The organism is Luxibacter massiliensis (assembly GCF_900604355.1).
Taxonomy (GTDB): domain Bacteria; phylum Bacillota; class Clostridia; order Lachnospirales; family Lachnospiraceae; genus Luxibacter; species Luxibacter massiliensis.
This window is the reverse complement of sequence record NZ_UWOE01000001.1, coordinates 1,876,972-1,896,196: the sequence shown is the minus strand read 5'-3', so window position 1 is coordinate 1,896,196 and position 19,225 is coordinate 1,876,972. Positions and strand designations below refer to the sequence as shown.

Genomic DNA, 19,225 nt, shown 5'->3' with positions numbered 1-19,225 from the left:
TCCTTATGGTATTAGAACGGATGCAGGAAGAGAATGATATCAAGCAGCTAAATCAGGAGGAGCTGGATATACTGGCAGAAGAAATCAGGGAGTTCCTGGTTGCAAAAATCAGCCGGACAGGGGGGCACCTGGCCTCAAACCTGGGGGTCGTGGAACTTACGATGGCTCTTCATATGGCTTTTTACCTCCCTGAGGACAAGCTGATCTGGGATGTGGGCCATCAGGCTTATACCCATAAGCTGCTCACAGGCCGCAGGGCAGGCTTTGACGATTTGAGGAAATATGGGGGGATGAGCGGATTCCCCAAAAGGAAAGAGAGCGACTGTGACGCCTTTGATACCGGACACAGCTCCACCTCCATCTCGGCAGGGTTAGGATATGTGGCTGCACGGGACATCCAGGGGCAGGGCCATCATGTTGTCTCAATTATAGGGGATGGCGCTATGACCGGGGGAATGGCCTATGAGGCGTTGAATAATGCCTCCAGGTTAAAGAGTAATTTTATTATTGTGCTTAATGATAACAATATGTCCATCTCTGAGAACGTAGGCGGCATTTCAAAGTACCTGAACGGACTGCGCACGGCTGAGGCTTATACTGGCCTTAAGAAAGGGGTGGAGGATACACTTTTGAAGATCCCCGTGCAGGGTGAGAAGATTGTTCACCAGATGAGAAAGACAAAGAGCGGCATCAAACAGCTGATTGTCCCGGGTATGTTTTTTGAAGATATGGGCATCACCTATTTGGGCCCCGTAGACGGGCATGATATTAAAAAGCTGTATAAGATATTAAATGAGGCGAAGCGGGTGGACCATGCGGTTCTTGTACATGTACTGACACAGAAGGGGAAGGGGTACGGACCGGCAGAAGATAATCCTGCACGATTCCACGGGACAGGGCCTTTTGATGTGTCAACGGGGGAGGCTGTCCCCGCAGAGGGCAAAGACAGCTATACAGATGTCTTTTCAAAGGTGCTGTGTGATATTGCCAGGAATGACGACAAGGTAGCTGCAATCACGGCAGCCATGGCCGACGGCACTGGCCTTGGGCGTTTCCGCAGGTACTTCCCGGAACGTTTTTTTGATGTGGGGATTGCAGAAGAACATGCGCTGACATTTGCAGCAGGACTGGCGGCAGGGGGGATGAAGCCAGTCGTGGCAATCTATTCTTCCTTCTTACAGCGGGCATATGACCAGGCTATACACGATATATGCCTGCAGAACCTGCCTGTGGTGCTGGCAGTGGACAGGGCAGGCTTAGTAGGCAGTGATGGGGAGACACATCAGGGCCTCTTTGACCTGTCCTTCCTCACCACAATTCCCAATATGACGGTGATGTCCCCGAAAAACAGGTGGGAGATGGCGGACATGGTCAGGTTTGCCGTGGATTTTGGCTTTCCCTGTGCACTGCGCTACCCCCGGGGGGAGGCCTATGAAGGGATGAGAGATTTCCGCAGTCCGGTTGCGTATGGGAAAAGTGAGGTTTTGTTTGAAGAGGAAGATATTGCTCTTATCTTTGTAGGGCACATGGCAGGATTGGCCGGAAAAGTGCGCGCCAGGATCAAGGATATAGGCTACAGCTGTACCCTCATCAATGCCCGCTTTATGAAACCATTGGACACAGAAATGCTTGAACTCATATCAAAAGAACACAGCCTGATTGTGACAGTAGAAGAAAATATATTGACAGGCGGGTATGGGGAGCAGGTGCTCTCCTACATAGCAAAGGCCCGCCTGGATGTCCATGTCCTAAATATTGGGATACCGGACGAGTACGTGGAGCACGGCAATGTGGATGTCCTCAGGCGGGAAGTCGGATTGGATGAGGATACAGTGGTGAAGCGGATTATTACAGAGTATGTGACGATAAGGGATGGGCGGCCATGAAAGAACGATTAGATATATTGCTGGTAAAAAGAAACCTGGCAGAGTCAAGGGAGAAGGCGAAGGCTGTTATCATGTCAGGCAGTGTATTTGTAAACGGGGAGAGGGAAGATAAGGCCGGTTCGGCTTTCCCGGAGGATGTGCAGATTGAGGTCAGGGGGCATACCCTTCCCTATGTCAGCAGAGGGGGCCTGAAGCTGGAAAAGGCCCTGCAGGTTTTTGACGTTACTGTGAAAGGGAAAGTATGTACAGATGTGGGTTCTTCCACTGGCGGGTTTACAGACTGTATGCTCCAAAACGGGGCGGTGAAGGTCTTTGCCATTGATGTGGGGAGAGGGCAGCTGGATTGGAAGTTAAGGCAGGATGCCAGGGTCGTATGCATGGAGAAAACCAATATCCGCTATGTGACTTTGGAGGATATCGGGGAGATGGTTGGCTTTTCTTCAATTGACGTATCCTTTATATCTCTGACAAAAGTGCTGGAGCCAGTGAAAAAGTATTTAACTGAAGACGGGGAGATCGTGGCGCTTATCAAACCACAGTTTGAGGCGGGCAGGGAAAAAGTCGGAAAAAAGGGAGTTGTTCGGGAACAGAGCACGCACTGTGAGGTCGTGGGAAGAATAATCTCATATGCAGCCTCCATCGGACTGGAGGTAAAAAATCTCGATTTTTCTCCTATAAAAGGGCCGGAGGGGAATATTGAGTACCTGATCCATCTTAAAAAGTGCCGGGGGGAAGTTTTGCTTCCAGAGATAGAACCGGCGGACGTGGTTGCAAAGGCATTTAGTACACTCAATAAATGAGAGGGAAACAATGGATAATTTTTATGTGATAACGAACCAACTGAAGGATACCGATTATTCCATTACTGGTGAGATACTGAGGTATATAGAGGAAAACGGCAGAAAAGGTATTTTGGCAGAAAAGGATGTTGAAGGCCATATCATAGAGGGGACGGTGCCAAAAGGCGTGCAGTGTGGGATTGTGCTGGGCGGCGACGGCACTTTGATCCGGGCAGCCAGAGAGCTGGAAGGGTATAATATCCCCCTGCTGGGCATTAATCTGGGCACTTTGGGATATTTAGCCGAGGTAGAGCTTCGGGATTATAAAAGGGCCCTGGACAGACTGTTTGCGGGACGCCTGGATATTGAAGAGCGGATGATGGCCCACGGCGCAGTGGAGGGCGTTGTCTCAGATGTGGCGCTCAATGACATTGTCGTCACCCGGGAGGGAAGCCTGAGAGTTGTTCATTTTAATATTTATGTAAATGGTGTGCTTTTAAATAGTTATCTGGCAGACGGGGTGATTATATCCACACCTACTGGGACCACAGGGTATAATCTTTCAGCGGGGGGGCCTGTTGTGGAACCTACGGCCAGCATGTTTGTCATTACCCCCATCTGCTCCCATGCATTAAACACAAGCAGTGTGGTACTCTCTGCGGAAGATGTGGTGGAAGTAGAGATTGCAGAGGGGCGCTATGGCAAGACAGAGCACGCCTCGGTTACATTTGACGGCGCGAATACGATCCCTCTTGTAACCGGGAATAAAATTAAAATCAAAAAAGCTGAGGTGACAACCAGGCTTGTAAAACTCAGCAAGGAGAGCTTTATGAAGACCATGCGCAAGAAAATGAAAGGAAACTAGAAAGATGAAGGTCAGCCGTCATGCAAAAATAATTGAACTAATCAGCCAGTATACCATTGAGACTCAGGAGGAACTGGCAGAGCGCCTGAACAATGCAGGCTTTAAAGTCACCCAGGCGACGGTATCAAGGGACATCCGGGACATGAAGCTTACGAAGGTATCTGTGGATGGCGGTAAGCAGAAGTATGTGGTCCTTAAGCCGGAAGAGGATGGGATGGGTGAGAAATATATCCGTGTCTTGAAAGATGGGTATGTTTCTATGGATATGGCACAGAATATCCTTGTGATAAAAACGGTATCAGGAATGGCGATGGCGGTGGCCGCGGCCATAGACGCCATGAAGTGGAAGGAAGTGGTGGGCTGCATAGCGGGGGATGACACCATTATGTGCGCAGTCCGCAGCGTGGAGGAAACGGTAACTGTGATGGATAAAATCCGGAAGATTGTGTCAAAAGGGAATTAGGAAAAGCGTATGTTACAATACTTGCATGTAAAAAATTTAGCATTGATTGATGAAATTGAAGTGGAATTCCGGCCGGGACTTAATATTCTGACCGGTGAAACCGGGGCAGGGAAGTCTATCATCCTGGGTTCTGTCAATCTTGCACTGGGGGGGAAATACAGTGCGGACATGCTCAGGAAGGGTGCCCAGTTTGGCCTGGTGGAACTAGCCTTTACTGTGGAGGAAGATCATATAGTAAAGCAGCTTGAAGGGTTGGATATTTTCCCGGAAGACGGGGTGATATTACTTTCCCGGAAACTGATGGAGGGCCGCAGCACAAGCAAGATTAACGGTGAGACCGTGAATATGGGGACGCTGCGTGATGTGGCTGGCATTCTGATCGATATCCATGGCCAGCATGAGCATCAGACGTTGCTGCACAAGAAGAACCATCTGTCACTTCTTGACTTATATGCGAAGGATGAGACGCTGCCTTTAAAGCACCAGGCTGCGACTGCTTTCAGGGAATATCAGAAATGCAGAAGGTCCCTGGAGGAGTCCGGCCTGGATGAGGAGGGCAGGAAAAAGGAAATCGCTCTCGCAGAATTTGAAATTCAAGAAATCGAGGAGGCCGCCCTTTTGGACAATGAGGATGAAGACCTGGAGAGGCTGTACCGGAAGATGGCAGACAGCCGTAAATTTGCCCAGAGCACTGGGGAAGCATACCAGTATACCAGCGGGGGGGCACAGGGCAATGCCAGTGATTATTTAAGCCGGGCCATCCGTGCCCTTCAGGATGTAGAAGAATGTGACGAGCAAGGGAGCGCCCTGTATGGACAGCTTAACCAGATTGACAGCCTGTTAAATGATTTTAACAGAGAATTGTCTGAGTATGCCAAAAGTTTTGAGTTTTCTGAAGAAGAGTATTATGAGACCGAGAACAGGCTGAACCTAATGAACCATTTAAAGGCAAAATATGGAAATAGTGTCAGCGAAATCCGGGAATATTGCGCCTCAAAACAGCAAAGGCTAAATGAACTGGAAGATTACGAAAATTATATAAAAGGCCTGGAAAAGGCGCTCAGTAAAAAAGAAGCAGAATTAAAGAAATACTCTCTGGCGCTTAGCAAAGTAAGAGCCAAAGCCGCAGTATCCTTTGTGGAAGAAATCAGACAGGGTTTAAAAGATTTAAACTTTCTGGATGTCCGTTTTGAGATGCATCTGGAGAAATTAAAATCCTACTCAGCCGGGGGAATAGACGACGGAGAATTTTATATCTCCACGAACCCGGGGGAGGCATTGAAGCCTCTTGGGAGTGTGGCGTCAGGCGGTGAACTTTCCAGGATCATGCTGGCCGTCAAGGCTGTCCTTGCAGATAAAGAAGATACGCCTACGTTGATCTTTGATGAGATTGATACTGGCATCAGTGGAATCACTGCCGGGAAAGTGGCTGAGAAGATGCAGGTAATCGGCCATGTAAGGCAAGTGATCTGTATCACCCACTTGCCCCAGATTGCGGCAATGGCAGATGCCCATTACCGGATTGCCAAAGAGGCGGATTCTAAATCTACAAAAACAGAAATTTACTGCCTGGATAAGAAGCAGTCCATAGAGGAGTTAGCCAGGCTGTTAGGCGGAGCCAAGGTGACAGATAAGATAATGGAAAGCGCCGCCGAGATGAAAGAAATGGCAAAGCGAGAAAGATAATACCAGTGTGAAAAAGCCCATGATGGTACATACTAAAACAGATACCTGACAGGTATCTGTTTTTGGGTTTGTGGAAAGTTTTTTCCTCAAAGCAAAAGATGTTCTGACTAAAAAGAGGAAAGGATGTGGGCATATGGGTAAACACTGGCTGCGCAGATTGACACTGTTTGTCTGTGCCGTTTTTCTGTCCGGCACGGCAGGGTATTTTGGGTGGATTGCCGCTGATGCAGTGGAACAGACAGAAGTAAGTACAGAGACAATCAATGAAGATACAGTACTGGTTGGAGGAATGCCGGTAGGGATTTATATGGAGACTGACGGGGTGATGATCCTGGATACAGAGCATATCAAGGGATTGGATGGGGTGGAATATGAGCCTGCCAGCCATCTGGTTAAAGGCGGCGATTATATAACAGGGCTGAACGGACAGACAATAGAAAACAAATCAGAGCTCATGGAGGCCTTGAAACATTTAACAGGGGACGAGGTGGTGCTAAAGCTGAGGAGGGACGAAGAAACGCTGGATGTAAAGCTCAAACCGGTAGAGTGCAGTCCGGGGGATTATAAACTGGGACTATGGGTCAGGGACAATGTGCAGGGCCTGGGAACCATTACATTTTTGACAGGCGACAGTAAATTCGGCGCCCTGGGCCACGGCATACATGACACAGACACAAATGCGCTGCTCTCGATTGCCGACGGGACATTATACAAGACAAGCGTCCATTCCATTAAAAAAGGAGAGAATGGAATTCCAGGGAGCATGGAGGGGATTATTGTCTATAACGGCTATAATAAATTAGGCACTATAGAGAAAAATACAGATGCAGGGATATATGGAAGCGTGGATAAAATTGACGAACTTTTTGCAGAACAAATACCAGTGGAGATTGCCCCAAAGGAAGAAATAGAAATCGGGGATGCTACTATACGTTGCTTTGTCGAAAATGAGGTGCAAGAATATGATATAAAAGTGACAGATATCGACTATTCTGGACATGAAATTAACAAGGGACTTGTGATACAAGTGACAGATCCTGAGCTCCTTGACAAAACAGGGGGAATTATACAGGGGATGAGCGGAAGTCCGATTCTCCAAAACGGCAGGCTCATAGGCGCAGTAACACACGTTTTTGTACAGGATTCTACAAAGGGTTATGGTATCTTTATAGAGAATATGTTGGAAAATACGGAAGGTCACAGTTTGTCGAATTAGAGCAACAAAATAGCCTTGATTCTGCTATCACGGCCAGATATAATAAGCGAGTGGCGTTTCTCAATAAGGGGCTTTAGAGGAGAGAGGGATTATGGAACATTTAAACGTGGCCATCGCTGATGATAATGAGCGAATTTTAGATTTGCTTGAAGAAATCATCAATATGGACAAAGAGCTGAATGTGGTGGGGAAGGCTAAAAATGGTGAGGAGATGTGTCAAATTATTAAAAACCAACAGCCGGATGTGGTTCTTCTTGATCTGATTATGCCGAAAATGGACGGTTTAACCGTTATGGAGCAGATTAACGGAGATAAAACCATGACAAAACGCCCCGATTTTATTGTCGTAACAGCGGTCGGCCAGGAGAAAATTACAGAAGATGCTTTCAACAAAGGCGCGAATTACTATATCATGAAACCTTTCAATAATGAGATGCTGTTGAATCGTATAAAAACTGTAAGAAAAGTGTTCCGTAGCCACGAAAAGAAAAATGAAGAAATAACTGGAAATACAAATATAAGGGAAGAAGACTTGGAAAACCGTGTCACAAATATGCTTCATGAAATAGGGATACCTGCACATATTAAAGGGTACCATTATCTCAGAGACGCGATCATTATGGCAGTTGAGGATATGGATGTGCTCAATGCAATCACGAAGGTACTCTACCCCACAGTGGCAAAAAAGTATCAGACAACATCCAGCCGTGTTGAGCGGGCGATCCGCCATGCAATAGAAGTGGCATGGAACAGGGGGAAGCTGGATACGCTGGATGAATTGTTTGGCTATACTGTAAGCACAGGGAAGGGAAAACCTACAAATTCTGAGTTTATTGCACTGATAGCTGACACAATACAATTGGAGTATAAGCATAGATAATCCTTTTCATTACTGGCAATATGCGGTATAATAATCAGTAATATGAGGTTTGGAAGAGAATCTGAGGAAAGTGGAGGGTTATTTATGAAAAATATTTTATTTGCATCTTCAGAGTGTGTACCGTTTATAAAAACAGGCGGACTGGCTGATGTTGTAGGATCCCTGCCGAAGTATTTTGACAAAAAGAAATACGATGTCAGAGTCGTGCTGCCAAAATATTGCTGTATGCATCAAAAATGGAAAGATATGATGGAATATGTAGGCCATTTTTATATGGATATTGCCGGACAAGAAAAGTATGTCGGAATTATGAAATGTGTCTATGACAAAATAACATTTTATTTTATCGACAATGAATTTTACTTTGGCGGCGCTGCGCCTTATGACGGCGACCCGAAATGGAATATAGAAAAGTTTGCGTTTTTCTCAAAGGCAGTGCTGAGTATCCTCCCTGTGATTGGATTTAGGCCTGAGCTGATCCACTGCCATGACTGGCAGACCGGATTAATCCCCGTGTATCTGGATAATTTCCGCTACCTTGGGGAGTATTACCGGGGAATTAGGACAGTGATGACTATACATAACCTGAAATTCCAGGGAGTATGGGATACAAAGACGGTGCGCCAGATAACAGGGCTGCCAGAGTACTATTTTGTCCCTGACAAGATGGAGGCATATAAAGATGCAAATCTGCTCAAGGGCGGAATTGTATATGCAGACAAGGTGACCACTGTCAGCCAGACATATGCCAGTGAGATCCAAACTCCATTTTACGGGGAGGCATTGGACGGACTTATGAGGGCCAGGAGCAATGACTTGTGCGGGATTGTGAACGGGTTGGATTATGAGGAGTATTGTCCCTTCTCAGACGCGAAGATTGCAAAGAAGTTTACAGTGGAAACTTTCAGGAAGAACAAGCCGGCCAATAAAACAGCCCTTCAGGAGGAACTGGGACTCAATGTGGACCCTAAGGTCATGATGATCGGCATGGTGTCCAGGCTGACTGACCAGAAAGGGTTCGACTTGGTAGAATGCGTGATGGATGAGCTGTGCCAGGATGCTGTGCAGATTGTAGTCTTAGGCACGGGGGATGTAAAGTATGAAAATATGTTCCGCCATTTTGCCTGGAAATATGGCGGGAAGGTGTCAGCCAATATTTTTTATTCTGACGAGCTTTCCCATAAAATATATGCATCCTGTGATGCGTTCCTCATGCCGTCCCTGTTTGAGCCTTGCGGACTCAGCCAGCTGATGAGCCTCAGGTATGGGACGCTGCCGATTGTGCGGGAGACAGGGGGCCTGAAAGATACAGTGGAGCCATACAATGAATTTGAGAAAACTGGTACTGGCTTTAGTTTTGCCAATTATAACGCACATGAGATGCTTGCCTCAGTCCGATATGCCGAGAGTATTTACTACGATAAAAAGCGGGATTGGAACAAGATTGTGGAAAGAGCCATGAACGCTGATTTTTCATGGAAAAATTCTGCAAGACATTATGAGGAAATGTACAGAGGGCTGATAGGCGGTTGATTTTGGTAAAAATACACAGGAGAAGGACATGAAGATAATAGACAGACTGAGAGAAGATAAGATACATATATCATTTGAGATATTTCCTCCAAAGACAGAGGCAGGAATTGAGAAAGTGATGACTGCGGCTGATGAGATTGCCGGACTGGGGCCGGATTTTATTAGTGTCACCTATGGCGCCGGAGGCGGAACAAGCAGGAACACTGCCAGGATAGCGGAGCATATTAAGAAAGAACTGGGGGTAGAGAGCCTGGCCCATCTGACCTGTGCCTCTTCTACAAAGGCGGAAGTCAGGGAAGTCATCCGGAACCTAAAAGAGCTGGGAATTGAAAATATTCTTGCGCTTAGGGGGGATATCCCCCAGGATATACAGTTTCCTTCAGAGGACCGGTTCCGGTATGCATATGAGCTTGTGGAGGAGATACGAAACAGCGGGGATTTCTGTATAGGCGCCGCGTGCTACCCGGAGGGGCATGTGGAGAATGAGCACAAGGAGGACGATATTAAATATCTCAGGCAGAAGGTAGAGAGCGGCGTAGATTTTCTGACCACCCAGATGTTTTTTGACAATGATATCCACTATAATTTTCTGTACCGTATAAGGGAGGCCGGGATCACAGTGCCAGTGCTGCCCGGGATTATGCCCATCACCAGCGCCCGTCAGATGAAGAGGAGCTGTGAGCTTTCAGGAACTGTATTCCCAAGGCGCTTTCAGGCAATATTGGACCGGTTTGGGGATTATCCAGATGCCATGCTGCAGGCAGGGATTGCCTATGCCACAGATCAGATTATCGACCTGCTGGCAAACGGCGTCAAGAATATCCACATTTATTCCATGAATAACCCTGGGGTTGCAGGGGCCATTATGGGCAATATTGCTGAAATTATTAAGTGTTAGGAGATATGACAGATGGACAGGATGACAAAAGAGGCTGTCCGCTATCTGGGATATGGAAAACATGCGGTAGATGAACATACTCTTGCGCTGATCTCAGATTCCTTTCGGGATCTGGAAGCTGCTGCAGGAAGGAAATCCATCTATCGCATATTTGATTTCACCCAGACGGGGGACGATAGGTTTTATCTCGGGACACTGGAAGTACAAAGTAAGAGTCTCGGGCGGAATTTAAAGGGCTGCTCTAAAATTGTCCTATTTGGAGCTACACTGGGGACGGAGGTGGACAGGCTGTTAAAACGGGTATCCCTTACAGACATGGCCCGGGCAGTGGTTCTGCAGGCATGCGGGGCGGCTATGCTGGAAGAGTACTGCGATGAATGCCAGCTGGCCATAGAGAATGAACTGGCCAAAGAGGGATTGAGCCTAAGGCCGCGTTTCAGTCCCGGGTACGGGGACTTTTCCATTAGCTGCCAGGCGCAGATTATGCAGATGCTGGATTGTGCAAAGCGCATAGGCCTGACAATGACCGACGGATATATGATGACTCCGGTTAAGTCGGTGACAGCGGTGATGGGAGTGAGTGCAACTAAAGAAAAATGCCACATAAAAGGCTGTGAAGCCTGCGGCAAAAAGGACTGCATATATAGAAGGGATGTATTATGATTTTAGACAGACTGGGCAAGGAATTGTTATTTTTTGACGGTGGGATGGGGACACTTCTGCAGGAGGGCGGCTTAAAGCCAGGGGAGCTCCCAGAGACGTGGAATCTGTCACATCCAGAAATAATCAGGGAGATCCACAAAAGGTATATGGAGGCAGGCAGTGATATTATACTTACAAATACTTTTGGGGCAAATGCACTGAAGTTTCATGACACTTCCTGTACTCTCGAGGAGATTGTCCAAGCGGCTGTGGGCCATGTAAGAGAAGCAAGGAAGCAGGCCGGCATTGCAGGGCGGACTATCTATACGGCTCTGGACATAGGCCCCACGGGGAAGCTGTTAAAACCTATGGGAGATCTGGAATTTGAGAAAGCCTACGAAGCATTTGCAGAAGTCATGCGTTATGGGGAGGAGGCTGGGGCTGACCTGATCCATATAGAGACAATGAGTGATACTTATGAGCTGAAAGCAGCCGTGCTGGCTGCCAGGGAAAATACAGGGCTTCCGGTTTTTGTGACAACCATTTTTGATGAGAGGGGAAAGCTGCTCACAGGTGCGGATGTCCCTGCTGTGACGGCACTTCTTGAAGGACTGGGCGTAGATGCCCTGGGAATTAACTGCGGCCTGGGGCCCCGCCAAATGGAGCCTATTTTAGAAGAGCTGCTTTTGTATACCTCCCTGCCGGTGATTGTGAAACCTAATGCGGGTTTGCCCAAGCAGGTGGAAGGCAGGACATGCTATGAAGTATATCCTGAAGAGTTTGCCTCCATGATGTATGAGATTGTACAGAAAGGGGCCTCGGTTATTGGAGGGTGCTGCGGTACTACGCCGGAGCATATAAAAGCTATGGTTGGCCTGTGCCAGGGGATAGAACCAAAGCCGGTGGAAGCCAAAGAGATTACAATCGTATCTTCCTACGGTCAGTCGGTCTGCCTGGGGCAAGGTTCTAAAATCATCGGGGAGAGGATCAACCCTACAGGTAAAAAACGTTTTAAGCAGGCCCTGAAAGACCATGACATCGATTACATTCTGAAGGAGGGAATTATCCAGCAGGAAAAAGGGGCGCATATTCTGGATGTAAATGTGGGGCTGCCAGACATAGATGAGGCCCAGGTCATGCAGGAAGTGGTGACTGAGCTGCAGAGTGTCACCAGCCTGCCTCTCCAGATTGACACAGTAGATATAAAAGCCATGGAGAGGGCGCTGCGTGTTTATAATGGCAAACCGATGGTGAATTCTGTCAGCGGCAAGCAGGAGTCTATGGATGCCGTTTTTCCCCTGATACAAAAATACGGGGGGGTTGTCATCGGCCTGACTCTGGATGAGCGGGGAATACCAGGGACAGCCGACGGCAGGGTTGAGATTGCCAGGCGAATCATAACAGAGGCGGCAAAATATGGGATACAGAAGAAGGATATAGTCATAGACGTGCTGGCTATGACTATAAGTTCAGAGCCAGAGGGAGCAGCGGTGACGCTAAAGGCCCTGCAGAAAGTACGCTATGGCCTTGGCGTCCATACAGTCCTTGGGGTATCCAATATTTCATTCGGACTTCCGTCCCGCCCGGTTATCAATGCAAATTTTTATACCATGGCCATGCAAAGCGGCTTAAGTGCAGGTATTATTAACCCGTCTTCAGAGGACATGATGAAATCCTATTATGCCTACCATGCGCTGATGAACCTGGATGACAATTGTAGTGCATATATAGCCAAATATTCCAACAGTGGCGGTGAAACAAAAGAAGTTTCTGCCCCAGGAGGAGATATGTCCCTGCAAATGGCCATTGAAAAAGGCCTTAGGGAGGAGGCCCAGCAGATTACCGGCAGCCTTGTCAGGGAGCAGGCGCCTCTTAAGATCATTAATACACATTTAATCCCGGCCCTCGACCAGGTAGGGAAAGGCTTTGAAAAAGGAAGCGTATTCCTGCCCCAGCTTTTGATGAGCGCTGAGGCGGCCAAGGCTGCATTTGCAGTCTTAAAAGAAAAGCTTGCCCAATCTGGGGGAGAAGGGGATAAAAAAGACAAGGTCATACTGGCGACAGTAAAAGGAGATATTCATGATATAGGGAAAAATATCGTAAAAGTATTGCTGGAAAATTATAGTTTTGAAGTCATTGACCTGGGTAAAGATGTGCCCCCTGAGAAAATTGTGGATACAGCCGTTGAGCAGGATGTGCGTCTGGTAGGTTTAAGCGCCCTTATGACGACAACAGTGGTCAGTATGGAGGAGACCATCCGGCTTCTCAGGGAGCAGGCCCCTGGATGCAGTGTGATGGTAGGGGGGGCTGTCCTGAACCAGGAGTATGCGGACATGATAGGGGCGGACTTTTATGGCAAGGATGCAATGCAGTCTGTCTATTATGCACAGAGGCTGTTTAAGGAACAGAAATGATGTACCCTTTTTTATACAAGAATCTGTATTGACTATTTTTTAACAAAAAGGTATAGTGAAAGTGCAAATAATTGATATGGCATAGAACTGCCGTTTTTCAGAAAATTTGGGAGGATAAAAACCTATGATGAGAGGACTGCAGACACCGGTCCGGGCAATCCGGAGAAAAGTATTTACGGAAGTGGCGAAGCTGGGATTCAAGGCAAATGCAGATACACTGTTAGACGATATGGAGGCAATTCCCTATGAAATTGTGAATGATGATACGGTAAAATACCGGGAGAGTACTTACCGTTCCCGCGCCATTGTAAGGGAACGCCTCAGGCTTGCCATGGGACTGTCTCTGAGGCCGGAAAATAAGCCAGTCCATCTGACTGCAGGCGTAGAGGCCAGCAATATATCAGAAAAATATTATGAACCCCCTCTTATGCAGGTGGTACCCTCGGCATGTGAGAGCTGTGAGGAGAATAAATATGAGGTGAGCAATATGTGTAAGGGATGCCTTGCACATCCATGCCAGGAAGTCTGTCCAAAGGGCGCCATATCTATGGTAAATGACCGTTCTTATATTGACCAGGATAAATGTATCAAATGTGGAAAGTGTAAATCAGCCTGTCCCTACGATGCCATCGCCAAAAAGGAAAGGCCCTGTAAGAATGCCTGCGGGGTGGGGGCCATTGTATCGGACAAATACGGCAGGGCCTACATTGACACGGAAAAATGCGTATCCTGCGGCATGTGCATGGTGAGCTGCCCATTTGGCGCCATATCAGATAAATCACAGATATTCCAGCTTACCCGGGCCCTTCAGGAGGGCGGCGAGATTGTGGCGGAGATCGCCCCTGCCTTTGTAGGACAGTTTGGCGATAATATTACTCCCCGCAATATCAAGGCGGCCCTGCAGGAATTAGGGTTTTCGGAAGTATATGAAGTGGCCCTGGGCGCAGATATTGGAGCAATTGCAGAGGCGCACCACTATGTGGAGAAGGTTGTCTCAGGGGAACTTCCCTTTCTTCTCACATCCTGCTGTCCCTCATGGGCCATGATGGCAAAGAAATTCTTCCCGGACCTGATTGACCAGATTTCCCAGGAACTGACCCCAATGGTGGCAACTGCCAGGACAATTAAAAAAGAGCATCCCAATGCAAAGGTGGTATTTATTGGGCCCTGTGCGGCGAAGAAGCTGGAGGCTTCCAGAAGGACAGTGCGCAGTGACGTGGATTTTGTTGTTACATATGAGGAACTTCAGGCAATGTTTGATGCCAAGAACATTGATTTGACTAAATATGAAGCTGAATCTTCCTTCCATGACGCAACAGGGGCAGGGAGAGGCTATGCATGTGCCGGAGGCGTGGCCGAGGCCATTGAGAAGTGTATCAATACGTATTACCCGGATGTGGAAGTCAATATAGAACATGCAGAGGGACTTGCTGAATGTAAGAAGATCCTGACCTTGGCGAAGGCGGGGAAGATGAACGGATGCCTGATTGAAGGCATGGGGTGCCCGGGAGGCTGTATAGCGGGGGCCGGCACAAATATACCTGTGGCTAAGGCCAAGAAGGCGCTGGCCAACTATGTCAAGAATTCTACGACGCCTGTTCCGGCAAAGGAACTGGAGGAGATTGAATTAAAATAATATTTGAAAATCCTTTTCAGCTATGATATGATAGGTAGGCACAGAGTGGATCAATATCCACTCTGTTTCTGATGAATTTGTATACAATGCCCCCAGGCGTTTAAATCTAAGGCAAAGATAAGAATGCTGGGCATGTCTGTAATATAAGTTCTGTTGTGTAGAGTGACAGATTAGTCTACAGCAACATTTTGGATACAACTCGCCGGGATATTCAGTTCAGGTATCCGGGGTGTATATAGACAGAGATTTCTGTCTCAGATAAAGAAACCGGGAGGGTAAGGTTATGCAGCCATATGGAGTAAACCAGTTGAGGAAGATGTTTTTGGAGTTCTTTGAGAGCAAAGGGCATCTGGCTATGAAGAGTTTTTCGCTTGTGCCCCACAATGATAAGAGCCTTTTGCTTATCAATTCAGGGATGGCTCCTCTTAAGCCATATTTTACAGGACAGGAGATCCCGCCGAATAAAAGAGTGACAACCTGCCAGAAATGTATCCGCACAGGGGATATTGAGAATGTGGGGAAGACGGCGCGCCACGGTACATTCTTTGAGATGCTGGGGAATTTCTCTTTTGGAGATTATTTTAAGAAGGAAGCCATTGAGTGGTCATGGGAGTTTTTGACAGAGGTGGTGGGATTGGATCCAGACCGGCTGTATCCTTCTGTCTATGTGGACGATGATGAGGCGTTTGAGATATGGAATAAAGATATGGGGATTCCAGCAGAACGGATTTTTAAATTTGGCAAGGAGGACAACTTCTGGGAGCATGGGTCCGGCCCCTGCGGCCCTTGTTCTGAAATCTATTACGACCGGGGAGAGAAGTACGGCTGCGGCAGGGAAGACTGTACAGTAGGCTGCGAATGTGACCGGTATATGGAAATCTGGAATAATGTCTTTACCCAGTTTGACAATGACGGCAAAGGCCACTATGCAGAGCTGGAGCAGAAGAATATTGACACGGGCATGGGCCTGGAAAGGCTGGCGTCTGCTGTACAGGATGTGGATTCTATTTTTGACGTGGATACGATGAAAACCCTGCGCGACCATGTATGCCGCCTTGCAGGCACTGAATACGGCAAAGATGACAAGGAGGATGTGTCCATCCGTGTAATCACAGACCATATCCGCTCTGTGACCTTCATGATATCAGACGGAATTATGCCTTCTAACGAAGGGCGGGGGTATGTGCTGCGCCGTCTTTTAAGAAGGGCGTCCCGCCACGGAAGGCTCTTGGGCATAGAAGGGAGCTTTTTGCCTGCCCTGGCCCAGACAGTGATTGAGGGATCCAGTGACGGCTATCCTGAACTGGAAGAAAAAAGAGATTTCATCCTGAATGTGATCGATAAGGAAGAAGAGCAGTTCAACAAAACAATTGACCAGGGACTTGTGATTCTATCAGAAATGATTGCCGGGATGGAGAAGGAAAGAAGTAAAGTGCTTTCCGGCGAACACGTGTTCAAACTCTATGACACATATGGATTCCCCCTTGATTTGACTAAGGAAATTCTGGAAGAAAAAGGCTTTACGGCAGACGAAAAAGGCTTTGAACAGGCCATGGAGGTGCAGCGGACAACAGCCCGCAATGCACGCGGGGTGACCAACTATATGGGGGCTGACGCTACAGTCTATGAGTCCATAGACCCGTCTGTAACCAGTCAGTTTGTCGGCTATGACAGGCTCAGCCATGAGTCAGAAATCACAGTCCTCACTACGGAAAACGAGGTGGCAGACGCCCTGTCGGATGGGGAGAGGGGCACAGTGTTTGTAAAAGAGACCCCCTTCTACGCCACAAGCGGCGGGCAGGAAGCTGATACAGGCATTATCAGCACTGCTGAAGGTGAATTTAAGGTGGAAGATACAATTAAGCTTCTTGGAGGCAAGATTGGGCATGTGGGGCAGGTTGTCAGCGGCATGTTAAAGACAGGCGACAAGGCTACGCTGCGCGTGGACGGTGAGAAGCGCGCTTTATCCGCCCGGAACCACAGCGCCACTCATTTGCTGCAGAAGGCCCTGCGCACAGTGCTTGGCACCCACGTGGAGCAGGCAGGGTCCAGCGTAAATGAGGACAGGCTGCGTTTTGACTTCACACATTTTTCAGCTGTGACTCCAGAAGAACTTAAAAAAGCAGAAGATATTGTAAATGAAAGTATTATGAAGGCCCTTCCTGTAAAGGCTGAGAATATGCCTATCGAGGAGGCAAGGAAAACAGGGGCCCAGGCACTTTTTGGCGAGAAGTACGGAGATATTGTACGTGTCGTGAACATGGGAGATTTCTCCATTGAATTTTGCGGCGGCACGCATGTGAATAATACAGGTGAAATCATGGCATTTAAAATTATTTCAGAATCTGGCGTTGCCGCTGGCGTCCGCCGGATAGAGGCTTTGACTTCGAAAGGCCTTCTGAAATATTATGATTCACTGGAAAAGAAACTGCATGAGACTGCCAAAGTGCTGAAGGCCACCCCAGATAATCTCATAGAAAAAGCCGCACACCTGGTTGCTGAAAATAAAAACCTCCGGGGAGAAGCAGAGAGCCTGAAAAGCAGGCTGGCCCAGGATGCCATGGGGGATGTGGCAGACCAGGTACAGGAGATCAAAGGAACCCGGCTCCTTGCAGCACAGATTGACGGCGTGGACATGAATGGACTGCGGGAGCTGGGGGACCAGCTTAAAGAGAAGCTGGGAGAGGGCGTGGTTGTGCTTGCCTCGGAAAGCAGCGGCAGGGTGAACCTTATGGCTACTGCCACAGAAGAGGTTATTTCTAAGGGGGCCCACGCTGGTAATCTTATCAAAGCCATTGCCGGCATGGTGGGCGGCGGCGGCGGCGGACGCCCCAACATGGCACAGGCGGGAGGCAAGAACCCGGCAGGTATCAAAGAAGCCCTTAAAAAGGCCGCTGAGGTACTGGAGGGACAACTTTCTTAGTTTTTTTTCCAGAAACAGTTGACGTTTAGTGAAAATATGATATAATCTTTTGTAGTGCAATAAATATACCCGAACAGTCGTATGATGCACAATACAAGGCTGGAGGGGAGGTTAGGTGTGAGACTATGTCAAATGTAATCGTTAAAGAAAACGAGACGTTAGATAGCGCTTTACGCAGATTCAAAAGAAACTGTGCAAAGGCTGGCATTCAGCAGGAGATTCGCAAAAGAGAACACTACGAGAAGCCAAGCGTAAGACGTAAGAAAAAATCTGAAGCCGCTAGAAAACGTAAATATAATTAATATGTGCAGATAAATAGAGTGTTGTAAAGCACTCTATTTTTATGTTAAAGAAAGGCCTGTTTACTGAAATTAGTTAAGAATTATTTAAGACTTTCTAAAGTGAATAGAAATGCCTGAAAAGTTGTGCTATGATAGTGCATGTAAATTTAAAGTGCATAGAAGTCAAAGACCCCGATGCAAGTATACGGGGCATCAAACTAGCAGCGATGCAAGCATCGGGATATTAGACCCTCGCGGCAGCCGCCAAATGGACATGTAAACATGTCTCCTTGGCTCGTTGCTCGGGGGAATAAAATGGAGAGTTGAGAATGTGGGATAAGATGATATTTGGGAATGATCTGTATCATGTGATATTGTGGTTCCTTACATATAGTATACTAGGGTGGCTTGTTGAGTCTATATACATGTCTATCTGTAACAGAAGGTGGACAAACCGGGGGTTTTCCAGGGGTCCTATCTGTCCTATCTATGGGATTGGAGCACTGACAGTGTATTTTCTGCTCAGTCCATACAGCCACAACAGGGTTCTTTTGTTCTTTCTGGGCGCCATTCTGGCCACTACAATTGAATGGGTTACGGCCCGGATCATGGAGAAGATGTTTGGTGAAATCTGGTGGGATTATACGGACAAGCCTTTTAATTATAAAGGGATCCTATGCCTGGAAAGTACACTGGCATGGGGACTGTATACTTTGATTTTATTTGGTATTCTTCATGCTTTTGTGGAACGCATTGTAAATGCCATCCCATTCCGTATTGGGAGGATTGCAGGCATATTGATATTGCTTTTGTATCTTGCAGATTTTGTGAGGACTGTATATCAGGAGAAAAAAGGTGAACTTCCGGCCTCCATCCACAGGCTCAAAGACCGGTTCAGAAATTTAATAGGGCGGTGAATGATATAAAATACGCCTATATTATGTGCAGGGTATTAGGCCTGTCCTTTTATGGCAGGCAGCGCCCTGCATTTTATGTTATAAGAAATTTCTCTGGACTTTCCTATAATATAAAACACACATAGTGTGATGATGCATACTGGCTCTGGTTTCGGGAATGTGCCAAAATTCTTCCTTCTTTCTTTTGGAACTGAAAAAGTGAATTA

15 protein-coding genes are annotated in these 19,225 nt (G+C 47.5%); all 15 read left to right on the top strand.

Features of this window, described 5'->3' with window-relative positions; all coding sequences use genetic code 11:
• The first annotated feature begins 5 nt into the window (after positions 1–5).
• The 15 genes from dxs to EFA47_RS08655 all read left to right on the top strand — a co-directional run bounded on the left by dxs (position 6) and on the right by EFA47_RS08655 (position 19,019).
• Positions 6–1,886, top strand: coding sequence for a 1-deoxy-D-xylulose-5-phosphate synthase (gene dxs / locus EFA47_RS08725; protein WP_122642925.1), 1,881 nt, complete (start codon positions 6–8; stop codon positions 1,884–1,886).
• Positions 1,883–2,686 carry a TlyA family RNA methyltransferase gene (locus tag EFA47_RS08720; protein ID WP_122642924.1) on the top strand — a complete coding sequence of 268 codons (804 nt, stop codon included), beginning with the start codon at positions 1,883–1,885 and terminating at the stop codon, positions 2,684–2,686. The genes dxs and EFA47_RS08720 overlap by 4 nt, the downstream gene beginning before the upstream one ends.
• A 10-nt stretch (positions 2,687–2,696) precedes the next feature.
• Positions 2,697–3,530 carry an NAD(+)/NADH kinase gene (locus EFA47_RS08715; protein ID WP_122642923.1) on the top strand — a complete coding sequence of 278 codons (834 nt, stop codon included), beginning with the start codon at positions 2,697–2,699 and terminating at the stop codon, positions 3,528–3,530.
• A gap of 4 nt (positions 3,531–3,534) precedes the next feature.
• Positions 3,535–3,993 (top strand): arginine repressor, encoded by a 459-nt coding sequence (gene argR, locus EFA47_RS08710; protein ID WP_122642922.1) that lies wholly within the window; start codon positions 3,535–3,537, stop codon positions 3,991–3,993.
• A gap of 9 nt (positions 3,994–4,002) precedes the next feature.
• Complete coding sequence (gene recN / locus EFA47_RS08705) at positions 4,003–5,679, top strand: DNA repair protein RecN (protein ID WP_122642921.1); 1,677 nt, start codon at positions 4,003–4,005, stop codon at positions 5,677–5,679.
• 133 nt (positions 5,680–5,812) lie between these two features.
• A complete protein-coding gene (spoIVB, locus tag EFA47_RS08700; protein WP_122642920.1) occupies positions 5,813–6,895 on the top strand; it encodes a SpoIVB peptidase in 1,083 nt (360 codons plus the stop codon).
• Between the two features lie 91 nt (positions 6,896–6,986).
• A complete protein-coding gene (gene spo0A / locus EFA47_RS08695) occupies positions 6,987–7,775 on the top strand; it encodes a sporulation transcription factor Spo0A (protein WP_122642919.1) in 789 nt (262 codons plus the stop codon).
• Between the two features lie 84 nt (positions 7,776–7,859).
• Positions 7,860–9,308, top strand: a complete 1,449-nt coding sequence (glgA, locus tag EFA47_RS08690; RefSeq protein WP_122642918.1) for a glycogen synthase GlgA — start codon at positions 7,860–7,862, stop codon at positions 9,306–9,308.
• 28 nt (positions 9,309–9,336) lie between these two features.
• The gene (gene metF / locus EFA47_RS08685; RefSeq protein ID WP_122642917.1) at positions 9,337–10,206 is read left to right on the top strand and encodes a methylenetetrahydrofolate reductase [NAD(P)H]; all 870 of its coding nucleotides are present in this window, start codon (positions 9,337–9,339) and stop codon (positions 10,204–10,206) included.
• Between the two features lie 12 nt (positions 10,207–10,218).
• On the top strand, positions 10,219–10,869 hold the full coding sequence (locus EFA47_RS08680) for a vitamin B12 dependent-methionine synthase activation domain-containing protein (RefSeq protein WP_122642916.1): 651 nt from the start codon (positions 10,219–10,221) through the stop codon (positions 10,867–10,869).
• Complete coding sequence (locus EFA47_RS08675; RefSeq protein ID WP_122642915.1) at positions 10,866–13,262, top strand: homocysteine S-methyltransferase family protein; 2,397 nt, start codon at positions 10,866–10,868, stop codon at positions 13,260–13,262. Before EFA47_RS08680 ends, EFA47_RS08675 begins: the two co-directional genes overlap by 4 nt.
• A gap of 124 nt (positions 13,263–13,386) precedes the next feature.
• Positions 13,387–14,898 (top strand): 4Fe-4S dicluster domain-containing protein, encoded by a 1,512-nt coding sequence (locus EFA47_RS08670; protein WP_122642914.1) that lies wholly within the window; start codon positions 13,387–13,389, stop codon positions 14,896–14,898.
• 283 nt (positions 14,899–15,181) lie between these two features.
• Positions 15,182–17,821, top strand: coding sequence for an alanine--tRNA ligase (gene alaS, locus EFA47_RS08665; RefSeq protein WP_122642913.1), 2,640 nt, complete (start codon positions 15,182–15,184; stop codon positions 17,819–17,821).
• Between the two features lie 125 nt (positions 17,822–17,946).
• Complete coding sequence (gene rpsU / locus EFA47_RS08660) at positions 17,947–18,123, top strand: 30S ribosomal protein S21 (protein WP_004054229.1); 177 nt, start codon at positions 17,947–17,949, stop codon at positions 18,121–18,123.
• A gap of 308 nt (positions 18,124–18,431) precedes the next feature.
• Complete coding sequence (locus tag EFA47_RS08655) at positions 18,432–19,019, top strand: putative ABC transporter permease (protein WP_122642912.1); 588 nt, start codon at positions 18,432–18,434, stop codon at positions 19,017–19,019.
• The last annotated feature ends 206 nt before the right edge of the window (positions 19,020–19,225 follow it).